11 protein-coding genes and 1 pseudogene are annotated in these 12696 nt (G+C 31.9%); 4 read left to right on the forward strand and 8 right to left on the reverse strand.

Annotated features, from left to right (window positions below; genetic code table 11):
- A pseudogene (locus tag AS157_RS00260) lies at positions 1–330 on the reverse strand (hypothetical protein); the annotation flags it as partial.
- 312 nt (positions 331–642) lie between these two features.
- On the opposite strand from AS157_RS00260, the gene AS157_RS00265 reads away from it, so the two are divergent.
- The 4 genes from AS157_RS00265 to AS157_RS00280 all read left to right on the forward strand — a co-directional run bounded on the left by AS157_RS00265 (position 643) and on the right by AS157_RS00280 (position 4840).
- Complete coding sequence (locus AS157_RS00265; RefSeq protein WP_077289293.1) at positions 643–1896, forward strand: TrpB-like pyridoxal phosphate-dependent enzyme; 1254 nt, start codon at positions 643–645, stop codon at positions 1894–1896.
- Positions 1897–2103: 207 nt separating this feature from the next.
- Positions 2104–3078, forward strand: coding sequence for a LacI family DNA-binding transcriptional regulator (locus AS157_RS00270; RefSeq protein ID WP_077289292.1), 975 nt, complete (start codon positions 2104–2106; stop codon positions 3076–3078).
- A gap of 15 nt (positions 3079–3093) precedes the next feature.
- Complete coding sequence (locus tag AS157_RS00275; RefSeq protein ID WP_077289291.1) at positions 3094–3978, forward strand: glycoside hydrolase family 130 protein; 885 nt, start codon at positions 3094–3096, stop codon at positions 3976–3978.
- 46 nt (positions 3979–4024) lie between these two features.
- Positions 4025–4840: a metallophosphoesterase family protein gene (locus tag AS157_RS00280; protein ID WP_077289290.1), complete on the forward strand. Its 816-nt coding sequence runs from the start codon at positions 4025–4027 to the stop codon at positions 4838–4840.
- Here the strand turns inward: AS157_RS00280 and mutL are convergent.
- Genes mutL through AS157_RS00315 form a run of 7 tightly spaced genes read right to left on the reverse strand, consistent with a single transcriptional unit; the run spans position 4764 to position 12695 of the window.
- Positions 4764–6422: a DNA mismatch repair endonuclease MutL gene (gene mutL, locus AS157_RS00285; RefSeq protein ID WP_077289289.1), complete on the reverse strand. Its 1659-nt coding sequence runs from the start codon at positions 6420–6422 to the stop codon at positions 4764–4766. The genes AS157_RS00280 and mutL overlap by 77 nt on opposite strands.
- Positions 6422–7789 carry an alpha-amylase family glycosyl hydrolase gene (locus AS157_RS00290; RefSeq protein WP_077289288.1) on the reverse strand — a complete coding sequence of 456 codons (1368 nt, stop codon included), beginning with the start codon at positions 7787–7789 and terminating at the stop codon, positions 6422–6424. The genes mutL and AS157_RS00290 overlap by 1 nt, the downstream gene beginning before the upstream one ends.
- 2 nt (positions 7790–7791) lie before the next feature.
- Entirely contained in the window at positions 7792–8259 is a 468-nt protein-coding gene (locus tag AS157_RS00295) for a metallophosphoesterase family protein (protein WP_077289287.1), read from the reverse strand.
- A gap of 11 nt (positions 8260–8270) precedes the next feature.
- Positions 8271–9500 (reverse strand): HD-GYP domain-containing protein, encoded by a 1230-nt coding sequence (locus AS157_RS00300; RefSeq protein WP_077289286.1) that lies wholly within the window; start codon positions 9498–9500, stop codon positions 8271–8273.
- The gene (locus AS157_RS00305; protein ID WP_231450321.1) at positions 9484–10461 is read right to left on the reverse strand and encodes a sensor domain-containing diguanylate cyclase; all 978 of its coding nucleotides are present in this window, start codon (positions 10459–10461) and stop codon (positions 9484–9486) included. The genes AS157_RS00300 and AS157_RS00305 overlap by 17 nt, the downstream gene beginning before the upstream one ends.
- Positions 10454–12001, reverse strand: coding sequence for a radical SAM protein (locus AS157_RS00310; RefSeq protein ID WP_077289285.1), 1548 nt, complete (start codon positions 11999–12001; stop codon positions 10454–10456). The genes AS157_RS00305 and AS157_RS00310 overlap by 8 nt, the downstream gene beginning before the upstream one ends.
- A complete protein-coding gene (locus AS157_RS00315) occupies positions 11979–12695 on the reverse strand; it encodes a hypothetical protein (protein WP_077289284.1) in 717 nt (238 codons plus the stop codon). The genes AS157_RS00310 and AS157_RS00315 overlap by 23 nt, the downstream gene beginning before the upstream one ends.
- Position 12696 lies beyond the last annotated feature (1 nt).

Genomic DNA, 12696 nt, shown 5'->3' on the forward strand with positions numbered 1-12696 from the left:
TGTACCATCTACAATAACACTTTGTATATCTTCTTGAAGTTCGTCGTGAATGAATTTTATAAGAAGTTTTATAACTTCTTCTAACTGAAGAAGTCTGTAATGAAAATCTCTAAGAGATGGAACTCTCTTAAAGTATAATGCACCCATTTCTAATGTCTCTCTAAACGAAAGAGCAAACAGTTCTTTTAAAACTGCTAAGGAAAGAATTAGTGCGTCTGGGTATTTCTTAGGTCTACCTTTGGAGGTAGATTTTTGAGGAAGTTGTGGTAAAATATTGTTGTAAAATTTTTTAACAAGTTTGAGTATTTTCTTTATGTTAGTTCTTCTCATATCAGGGGAGATTATATCATCTCCCCTTTTATTTTTGAACCACTTCCTCTTATTTTTGAAACACTCCCAAAATTAATTGACAATATCGCTTCTTTATATTAAAATAATGGAAAGAAAAAATTAATAGTTGGTGATATTATGAAAAAATTATCGACAAAAGAATATTTTACCTATTTTAAAAGTGAAAACTTTGTTTGGTGGTGGAACAGTGGCAATTGTCCACCACCTTTGTTGTGGTAAAAATATACTTGAGAGGACAATTGCCGGGCATTATCTGCCCGGCATTTTTTATTATATTAAGGAGGGATAGAAATGAGGGAATATGTACATCTTCACGAACTTCCAAAAAGTTGGTACAACGTACTTGCAGATTTACCGTTTAAGCTTGATCCACCGCTTGATCCAGAAACAAACAAACCAATGACTCCAGAAAAACTATTAAAAACATTCCCACTACCGTTATTGGAACAAGAAGTTTCAGATAAGAGATTTATTGAAATCCCAGAAAAAGTATTAAATGAATACTATGTTTTTAGACCAACTCCATTAATCAGAGCAACTTTTCTCGAAAGATATTTAGAGACTCCAGCAAAGATTTACTACAAATACGAAGGAGTAAGTCCTACAGGTAGTCATAAGACAAATACCGCACTTGCACAAGTATATTACAACAAGATTTCCGGTACTAAAACCCTTTATACAGAAACGGGTGCCGGTCAATGGGGAAGCGCACTTTCATATGCGGGATTAAAATTTGGATTGAAAGTAAAAGTATTCATGGTAAGAGTAAGTTATATGCAAAAACCTGCCAGAAAACAACTAATGAATCTCTTTAATGGAGAAGTTGTTCCATCACCAAGTAATTTAACGGCATCTGGAAAAAAATACGGAGAAAATCATCCTGGAACACTTGGAATTGCAATTAGTGAGGCAATGGAAAAAGTTTTGGAACAAAAAAACTCAAAGTATGCGCTGGGCAGTGTATTAAATCATGTGCTTTTGCATCAAACGATAATTGGGCTTGAAATAAAAAAACAACTTGAAAAATTAGGTTTAATTCCCGATGTTTTAATAGGTTGTCATGGCGGAGGTTCAAATTTTGGAGGTACAATATTACCGTTTATACCGGAAAAACTCTCCGGAAAAAACATAAAATTTTTGGCTTGCGAGCCAAAAAGTTGTCCAACTTTAACAAAAGGAAAATATAAATACGATTTTGGAGACAGTGTCGGATTTACTCCACTTTTAAAGATGTTCACACTCGGAAAAGATTTTGTACCACCCAAAATACACGCAGGTGGATTAAGATACCATGGAGCTGCTCCTATCGTTTCAGCTCTTTTAAAAAATAGATTAATCGAAGCAGAAGCGTTTGATCAAGACGAAACTTTTCAAGCTGCAAAAATTTTTGCTAAAGTTGAAGGAATAATACCAGCACCTGAATCTGCTCATGCAATAGCAGGAGCTATAAAAGAAGCGTTAAAAGCAAAAGAAGAAAAAATGGAAAAAACAATTGTATTTACACTTTCAGGTCACGGATTATTTGATTTAGCAGCATATGTGTAAAAAGGCCACCTACAGGTGGCTTTTTTAAATAATGTAAACGGTTACATATAGATACTTAAAGAAAAAAATAGATAATTTGAAAAAAAATTTATATTTTTACGCATAATTTTCAAATAAAATGCATATTTAAATTTTGAAAATACGTCTTAAAGTGTTAAGCTATTTAATACACTATAGAAAACCGCTTACAAAAAAGGAGGATTTTTCGTGATAACAATAGACGATGTTGCAAAAAAGGCAGGTGTTTCTATTGCTACTGTATCTCGTGTATTAAACAATTTAGAAAATGTCTCAGAAAAAACCAAAATGAAAGTTTGGAAAGCAATTGAAGAATTAAATTACAAACCAAAGATTCTTGCTTCTGCACTTGCAAGGCATAAAAAAAAGTTTAAAGTAGGAATTTGTGAAAGTGACAGATTGATAAAAATGGAAAAGGAAAATATATCTCCAGAATTTTATTCTGTTATTTTAACGTTTTTAGAAAAAATAGGGGAAGAATATGGCATTGAATTTTGCAAAACAAAATTACTTACTCATATAGAGTGTGATGGATATATACTTGTAGGTGGTGATACTACGAAAGAAACGGTAAAATACTATAAAGATATCAAAAAGCCTTTTTTGCTTCTGGACCATTACATTCCAGGAGAAAAAGTCAATTGTATTGTCACAAATGGGTACGATGGGGCATATTATGCAACTAATTATTTAATAAAGAAAGGATTTAGAAGAATATTTCACATACATGGTCCATTGAACTCATACGGTTTTAAAGGAAGATTCGAAGGATATACCACGGCTATGCATCAAGCAAACTTACTTCCAAAATATTATGAATACGATGATGTAAAAGATAACATGGAAGATGTAATAGAATTTATGCTAAAAAAAGACGGTATTCCAGAAGCTATTTTTGCTTCAAATGATATCACCGCAATGAGAGTGATTAGAGAATTAAAAAAAAGGAATTTTAAAATACCAGAAGACGTATCAATAATAGGTTTTGACGATATACTCAGTGCAAAAGAGTTTGAACCTTCCTTAACTACTTTGAAGGTTTTTAAAGATGAGATGGGGTCTTTAGCTGCAAAGAGAATGTATGAACTTCTTATTGGTCATGATACTCATCCTGTTATGATTTCTTTATTTACTAAATTTATCAAGAGAAAAAGTTCTATATAGAAAGGGGCGAAATATGTGAAATTAAAACTTGAAAGACATCCCAAAAATCCTTTATTTGGTCCCAATCCAAATCATATATGGGAAAGTAGATTTGTTTTTAATCCCGCAGTAGTGTTCGATGGAGAATTATTCCATATGCTCTACAGAGCACAAGGAGAAGATATGGTATCAAGATTAGGTTATGCCGTTAGCACAGATGGTGTCCACTGGAATAGGCTTGAAAGATATGTATTTGGCCCATCAACACAAGAAGAATTATACGGAGTTGAAGATCCAAGGATTACTTTCTTAGAAGGATACTACTATATAAATTACACTGCATATTCTCCAACGGGTATTAAAGTTGCAATGGCAAGAACAAAAAATTTCATCACGTATGAAAGATTTGGAACAATACTCCCTGAAAGTCCCAACAAAGATGCCACCCTTTTTCCAGAAAAAATAAACGGAAAATATGTACTTATTCACAGGATCGAACCCGATATTTATCTTGCATTTTCAGATGACTTAATTCATTGGGAAAACTACGTGAAAATAGCATCTCCAAGAAAAAATCACTGGGACAACCTTAAGATTGGTGCAGGTGCACCTCCAATTAAGACCGAATATGGCTGGCTTCTTTTGTACCACGGCGTACAAAAAGCTCCACGAAATATATACAGACTGGGATTTATGCTTCTTGACTTAAATGATCCAACTAAAATAATTAAAAGATCACAAGAACCTATTTTAGAACCAAAAGAAGAATGGGAGATTTTTGGAGGAGTTCCAAACGTTGTCTTTTCAGATGCAATGGTAAGATACAAAGATAAATATTATATTTATTACGGAGGAGCAGACAATTACATAGCCCTTGCAACCATAGATACGGAAAAAGTTGAAAAATGGATAAAAGAATAAAAACAAATGATACGATATAATTAATATCAAAAAAAGGAGTGAGGTTTTGAAAAAAATTGCATTCATCTCAGATATTCATTCAAATCTTGAAGCACTTAAAAGTGTACTATTTGATATCGAAAATGAAAAAGTTGATCAAATATATTGTTTAGGAGATTTAGTAGGATACGGTCCAAATCCAAACGAGGTAGTTGAACTAATTAAGGAAAAAGGTATTATCTCTGTTATGGGAAATTACGACGATGCAGTGGGAAATAAAAAAAACAGTTGTGGTTGTTCATATAATCCTGGCAGGGAAACAGAAATAGGTGATATATCTCTTTCATGGACAATAAAGAATACCAGTGACAAAAATAAAGAATTTTTGAAAAACCTTCCACAGAAGCTTTCTTTAGAAGTAGAAAATGTAAAAATTTTGCTAGTACACGGAAGTCCGCTAAACCACCTTTTAGAATACGTAAGACCTGATATTTCTCCAGAAAGGTTAAAGCTAATTATACAATCTACAAATGAAGATATAATAATCACAGGCCATACACACATTACAATGGCAAAATATCTTTGTGGAAAAATTATTTTAAACCCGGGAAGTGTGGGAAGAACAAAGAATGGAAAACCAGGTGCTACGTATTTAATTTTGGAAATAGAAAATGGAGTGGTAAGTTACAGATTTAAGTTTGTAGAGTACAACATAAAAATAGTGGTTGAAAAAATAGTCAAAAAAGGGCTTCCCATTGAATTAGGACTGGTACTTTCACTTGGTAAAACTTTTGATATGGAAAAAGCTAAATCCTCTCAAAATAACTATCAAGTTCATGAAAAGTTAATTTTAAAAAAAGAGGTCTTCCATGGGGACAAGTAGTCAGTCCCCTTTTTAAAACTTCCTCAACTAGCTTTTTTGCCTCACTTTCAGTAATATCATATCCTGTCTTTACAGCACTTTTACACGCTTTGTCTGCAATAATGTGTTTCATATTTTTGGGGCTATCCCCAGGTAATCTAAATTCATCCAATATTTCCCTTAATACTTCTTCAACATTTGAAGGTTTAATAAACGACGGAACAGAAAGGATCTTTATACTATCATCTTCTATTTTTATATCAAATCCAAACTTTTCAAAATCCTTTTTCCTCTCGCTTGCGATGCTTAAAAAACTCTTTCCAAATTTTACTTCAATAGGTATCATTAAATCCAACACATCTACTTTTTCATTTAATTTTTTTAATATATCTTCATACAATATTCTCTCATGCGCTGCGTGAAAATCCATTATATAGATACCATCTTCAGATTCAAACAAAACATACCTTTTCCTTAAAATAATAACATCTCTTTTTACCTCCAAATTTTTTCTCTCTATATCAAACAAAGTCTGAAAAATTTGATTTTTTGAAATTTCATTTTCTACCTTTTGCCTATTAATGTAGTTAAGATGCCTTTCTTTAACTTCAAATTTTTTATCACTTACAAATATCTTCTTTGATATAAATTTTTTCAGTGCATTTCTAACAGTTCTTATTATATCCGAATAAATCGCATTGGGATCTGAAAACTTTACCTCAAGTTTTTGTGGGTGTACGTTCACATCTACATATTTTGGTGGTAAATCTATAAACAACACACCATATGGGTGATTTACCAAGGATTCTCCATATCCATTTTCAAATACATAATAAAGCATTTTATCTACTACAAATCTTTTTTGTACAAAAAAGATTTGCCCTGTACGATTTTTTCTGTAATAATTGGGAGATGAGATAATACCATTTACAAATTTCCCGTTAATATTTGTAAATTCTCTTACCTCTGGAAATATCAACTTAAATCTTTCTTCCAAACTGGAAGATTCTGCATTGTACAAAACATCACCATCGGACTTTAGAGTAAAGGAAACTTCAGGGTTGCTCAGCAAAAACTTTTCCACAAATTCTATAACACGCCTTTTTTCAACAGCTGAAGATTTTAAAAATTTTCTCCTTGCAGGTACATTAAAAAACAAATCAAGCACCTCAACAGTTGTTCCTCGCTCAATAGTGGGAAATTCTTCTATCTTCTTTATTTTCCCTCCTATAACTTCAAGTCTATGAGATTCCTTTCCGTTATTTGAAGTAATTACAACTCTACTTACCTTTGATATAGAAGATAGCGCCTCACCTCTAAATCCAAATGTATACAAAGTGTATATATCTTCAAAATCTTTTATTTTGCTAGTTGTGTGTTCTTCAACAGAAAGGAGAAGGTCATCTTTTGACATACCTTCTCCATTGTCTTTTACTTTTATATAACTTTTTCCACCGTTTTGGAGCTCTACTTCTATTTTTTTTGCATCGGCATCCAATGCATTTTCCACGAGTTCTTTTACAACTGAAAATGGTCCTGCTACAACCTCTCCCGCTGCTATTTTGGAAATTACGTTTTTGTCAAGTTTCTTTATCTTTGCCATTAAAGTACCCTCGACTCAAATGGTTTTAGATGAATTCCCTCAAATTGCTCTTCGTGCCCTGCTATATTGTGATATATTCTAAAGGACTTTTCTCCATTTGTAATGGTATACGCTACAACAAACTCACTTGTTTTTAAATCCACTATCCATGAATTTACCATCCAAGTGTTTTCCTTTCTAAACCTTATCCATTGTTTTACGGCGTTAAGTAAACTACCTTCTCTCTTTGATTGCTCCTCAACAGAAACACCTGTAAATGCATAATTAAAACCTATAGATTTCCATAAAGTTTGTCCTTCACCTGAAAGTGAAGCATACCAAGGCATAGGTTCTATTACGTTTTCGGTAAAGTATGGATCAAAAACGCCTTTCATTCCCAATTCATCACCATAGTAAATAAATGGTATACCAGGTGTCGTTAGAAGCATTGCAAAGAACACCTTTCTCTGTTCTTCTGATTTTATAACGGATGCAAGTCGTGTCATATCGTGATTTCCGGAAAAATTTGAAGGGATATACAACCCTCTATTATCCGTTAAAGTCCTTGAAAAACAATCCCATATTTTATGTGTATTTCCATTTGTCATAGATTCCTTTATAGCCTCTGTAAAGTAAAAATTAAATGAACATCCTATTGTTTTTGCATATTCCATAACTATTTCTGGGGAATCCCACACTTCAGTTACGGCAAATACATTATTTTTTATACTCCTTGCTTTATCCATTATTTTCTTCCAAAAAGCAATATTTTTCTCATGGTTGTAGTGAAATCTCTTGTTTACAGTATCATAATCGTAAATATGCTTTGCCGCATCAAATCTAAAACCATCTACCCCCACTTTTAACCAAAACTCCACAATTTTTAGCGCTTCTTCTACAACTTCTTCATTTTCATAGTTTAAATCGGGAGATGCTCCCCCAAATACTCCATAATACCACTTTCCTTTGTATGGATGCCAAATCACCTCATTATCCCAAGGCCTTTTTTCGTTTAAATCTACATCTTCATCTGCCCAAAGAAAATAATTTTTATATTTTGGATCATTTTCAAGCGCTGCTTTAAACCAAGGATGCCTTGAAGAAACGTGATTTAAAGGTAAATCAATAACAACTCTTATACCATTTTCATGTAAAACATCTACCATTTTTTTGAATTCTTCTAGTGTTCCATACGAAATATTTGTATCAAAAAAATTAATTATATCATATCCATGATAACTTGGTGCTCTAAAATGCGGCATTATCCAAACAAGGTCTATACCTAAGTCTTTTAAATAAGATACCTTTTGTGAAAGTCCTTTGAAATCTCCCATACCATCACTATTGTAATCGTAAAAAGAGCGGATATAAATTTCGTAACCTATCATCCTTAATCCTCCTTAAATACTTCAAATTTTAACTTCTCATTAATCTCCATTATACCGTATGTTTCCATAGCTGTCCCGGGATTTATGAAACGCTTTCCACGAAAAATTCTATCTTCAGGTACATGGCTGTGTCCAAATAATATTACATCCACATCGTCATCAAACCAATTTACTATTCTTTCTGGAATTCTTGTATGTGAACCGCTTCCATGTGTAAGTCCAATGATATACCTTCCTATCTTTACTATCCTTTGTGCGGGAAGATAATCTTTTACGTCATAATCATCCATGTTGCCAAACACAGCATAAAAATTCCTATTTAAAGATTGCAAATACAAAACTGTATTTAAATCAACAAAATCACCCAATGCAAAAATACCATCACAGCTTTTAGAAAGATCAACAATCTTTGGGTGTATTTCCCTGTTTCTTGTGGGAATATGTAAATCGGAAATTACCAAAAACCTCACACACTCCCCCCTTAAATGGTTATACCATTTATAAACTGATCAATGTTTTTTTGCACATCTGAAATATATGGAATATTTTTAAAATCCATATCTTTCTTCAACACTTCGTTTAAAACATCCACAGCTTCAACAGACAATGTACCTTTTTTCGCCGTCTCATAGGTTATTTCAAAAGCCTTTTTAGTGCTAAAACCTTCCCTATATGGCCTATCTTCAAGCAATGCAGAAAAATAATCTGCTACCTGAAGTATTTTATCTTCAAACTCCATATTATCAGAAATTAACCTAAGCGGATATCCCGTTCCATCACACCTTTCCTGATGTCTTACAGCGGGTAAATACCAGCTTTCATTCAAATAATCGTGTAGGATAATCATAGAGTAATACACGTGTTTTTTCATTATCTTTATCTCGCTTTCCGTTAACTTTCCCTTTTTTTCTAAAATACTTATAGGCGTTGTTATCTTTCCAATATCATGGTACAATCCCGCTAAAAACATGGAGTCTTTATCCAATGAAGCTACACTTGCCATTTCACGTGCTACCGTTGCAACTCTCCATGAGTGATCTTTTGTAAATTTGCTCTTTACATCTACTATAAATGAAATTAAAATTCCTAATTCAATTAAGAAATCTTGGTCTTTTCTTATATCTATAAATTCTTGGATTAACTTCTCCTTTAATATGCTATGTTTTATATCATCCAATATCCACATCACGTACTCTTTTTTTATGCATTCTACAGCTGCATCAAAAACTTCTTTAAAAAATCTATTTTTTATGGATAAAATTGGAAAAAAGAGATCGTCGTAATCCACATCATCGTTAATAAAATGGTACTTTGATATTTCTTCAGATATTGAAATAATATTCGCATAGATATCATCTCTAAATTTTTCATCCAAAAACTTTGGAACAGCATGGTGCTTTAGGATGATATCCGAATATTCTTTTAGTGAATTTATCTGGCTTATTATAAAACTTCCTATTATAGTATGCATTCTCGTAAGCTCATTAAGACTTGATACATCATGGAGTAAAAGATACGATGAGTTGATATCATCCAAAACAAAACCTTCATGGGGAATTAAAACCCCAATATCATGTATATAACCTGTTATAAACGCCTTTTTATAATCAAGGGAAAGCAATTTTGAAATCTCAGATGATAGAAAAGCTACTTGAAGAGAATGTACACCAAAATTTGGAACTAGATTTATCGTATTAAAAAGAATCTTCATCTTTTACTCCTTTTTTTTCTTCATACATCCTAAGATCAGCAATATGTAGTATTTCCCAAAGATCCGTTCCATCATCTGGAAAGATTGCATATCCACAAGAAATTCCCAAATTCACTTTCTTCCCATCGATAATTATATCATATTTTTTAATTATATTCTTAATCCTATTTATTATTATATGTATTTTATCCACATTTTTCGTTATGATTATAAACTCATCTCCTCCGTATCTTACAACCTGATCAGTGGATTTTAATACATTTTTTAATCTCTTTGCCACGACCTTTATAACTTCATCTCCAAATCTATGACCATATGTATCATTTATTGATTTAAATTTATTTAAATCACAAAAAATTAATCCAACCCTTTCTTTATTGTTTTCAAAAAATTCTTCTATAAAGTGTCTGTTTTTTAAACTTGTAAGTTGATCAATATATTTTTGATAGAATAGTTCCTTAAGCTGTCTAAAATCAGATGCAATTTTTGAAAAATTTCTTTGAAAATTATCCAAAAATAGTTTTTCTTTTAGTCCAAGTCTTTTTATCTTAAAATAATCCAAACTTAAAACACCATATACTTTAGAATCAAAAAGCAATGGAATCCCTATCCAAGAAGAAATCCTATTATTTGGTACCCAAGCCCTTGTCTTTGAAACGTCTTTTATATATTTCCACCTCTTGGTATTTAAAACTACATTATACAATGCAAAGTCTTGAAAAGAAAGTTTTTTTTCAATTTTTTCAACATCAAACCTTCGGTAAAAATCAGATACAGCAACAAATTTTACCCTTTCTTTATCCTCAACTTCCAAAACAGACCATGCGTCAAATTTTAAAATGGGTAATGATTTATCCGCTAACTTGTGGAAAAATTTATCCACACTTTCATTTTTTAAAACTTCTACTGTTGTTTCCAGTAAAATTTTCGATGTCAAAAGGTCAAAATACGATTTAATCAACTTGTCCCTCCAATACTTTCCATAAAGGCTGGTTGAAAAATTTTTCTCTTAACATTTGTGCAGTTGATTTTCCTATCCCCGGAATTTTTGTAAGCTCATTAATTGAGTAATCGCCTACTTTTCTTTCCATTTCAATTGCCGTAATGGACCTTCTTCCGTGATCTACCACATAAACATCTGATTTTCCTTCAAAATTTCCTATAACCCCTATCAAAATAGGATAAGTGCCAAGAGGTCTTGCAAACGTTATATTTCCCTCTCTAAATTCAGAAATTACATTTCGAATGATAGTTCCTTTTGGAAATACTTTTTTTAGCATAGGGGCATCTATTTCTCTTCTAATTAGATATTTATAGTGGTTAAATAACTTTTTATTTACCTTAAGATGCTTTCTCTTGCTCAAATACCACATAGGCGTATTTGGTACCAAATAAAGTTGCCTTAAATTTATCCTTCTTATCAATACATTATCATTTAAATATTCTTTTAATTTTTTGTACAATATCTCATAGGACTTTTTTGTTTCACCGTATAAACCAAATATAAAATTTAATCCTGGCAAAAGTTTTGGTACGCCTTCCACCCTTTTTCCACCAACCTCGTTTACAAGTCTTATTGCAAAATCTATATCATCTACACTTCCTTGGATATTATTCTTCTTTCTTACATCTTCGTCAAAACTTTCAATTCCAAACGAAAAAATATCACCTGGTGTGTTGTAATTTACAATTATTTCTATTGCCCTGACACTTTCTGGATAATATTTTGCTATAAATCCCGGGTTTGCATTGTCTGTATGCAATACTTCCAACTCAGGTGCTACATCTCTAATTCCATTGTACAACTCATCTATTAATGAAATATTAATTTTTGATGAATTTTTGTCAAATCCGTACGCAAGTATATTTGCACTTCTACCTAGCCTAAAAGCCCTTACTCCACATTTATAAATTGCTTCAACTTCATCTACTATATCTTTTACAGGTCTTGATGAAAAAATTGGGTGTAAAATTGGCTCACTGCAAAAAGTACAATACGTTTTTCTTTCACATCCCAATGAAACTTCAATTTCACAGATAACGTCTGGATATCTCGGATGTTGTTTTACAATCTGTGCACCTTCTATAGAAACTTTCCTAATTATTTCGTAGCTTACATTTTCAAATGCATACTTTAAAAAATCTTCAGCTACATCATCTGCTTTTGTACTTTTCAAAAATTTCACAATTGCACCTGTTAAAATTCTAAAAGGCTTTTTGTTTAGATCAAATAGCTTTTCGATTTCATCTATCGTTATTGGTGTTCCACCGATGTACTTTCCAGGAACTGTAACGGAGGATAAAATAACCATAACATCATAATCGTTGAAATTTTGCCAATCATCTTTTTCTCTTATTTGGTCTATAGTAGTGTATGTTACTTCAAACCCCTTTAACAACAAAGTACCCGCTATATAGCGGGCATATGTGCTTATATATGGTGGAACTCCTAAAACAGCGGGTTCATCCACATATCCATCAATTAACACGGCTGATTTCATTTTTTATTTCCTCTCTTGTCTCTTCACTTGATTTTTTTATAGTTAAATAAAACGAATCTATCTTAAATTCCCCGTATTTTTTCGAAATTTCAAGGATAACTTCCTCGCCATTTTTGTCTATTGCATAAATCTCAAGATTATCTTTTGAAATCTTTGGTGTAAACCACAAAAATTTATTTAAAATACTGTATATTTTAGGAGGCAAATCACTCTCATTAGACAATTTTAAAGAAGATAAAATATCTTCAAAAGTCTTTGTAGTTGGAAGGTAGATAAAGTGCATCTCAGTTAAAATATTACTAAACTTTCTAACAATTTTTGTAAGCATTCCATTTGTTTTTACCGCTTTTATTGTGAATAATTTTTCTACAATTGTAATCTCCCCATTAAAATCCCCTGAAAGTTTATGTGCATCAAGATACTTATAAAACACATCCTCCAAGTCATTTATAGGTGGTGAAAGTTTTAATTTTCCATTTCCAATGTAAAATTTCCCATTTAACTTTACCCACGTTACCTTTTTTGGAACCTTTACAAAGACTATTTTGTTGCCGTCCTCACAGAAAACTTCCTCATATCTTACCATTTGAAGTTGATCTTTGTAGTATTCAAATATCAATCTAAACGCATGATAAGATTGTGGGAAAATGTATGTAGAAATAAATATCAAGAAAAAAAGAAAAAATTTTTTCACT

Origin of the sequence: Thermosipho sp. 1244 (assembly GCF_018588215.1) — a bacterium.
Taxonomy (GTDB): domain Bacteria; phylum Thermotogota; class Thermotogae; order Thermotogales; family Fervidobacteriaceae; genus Thermosipho; species Thermosipho affectus.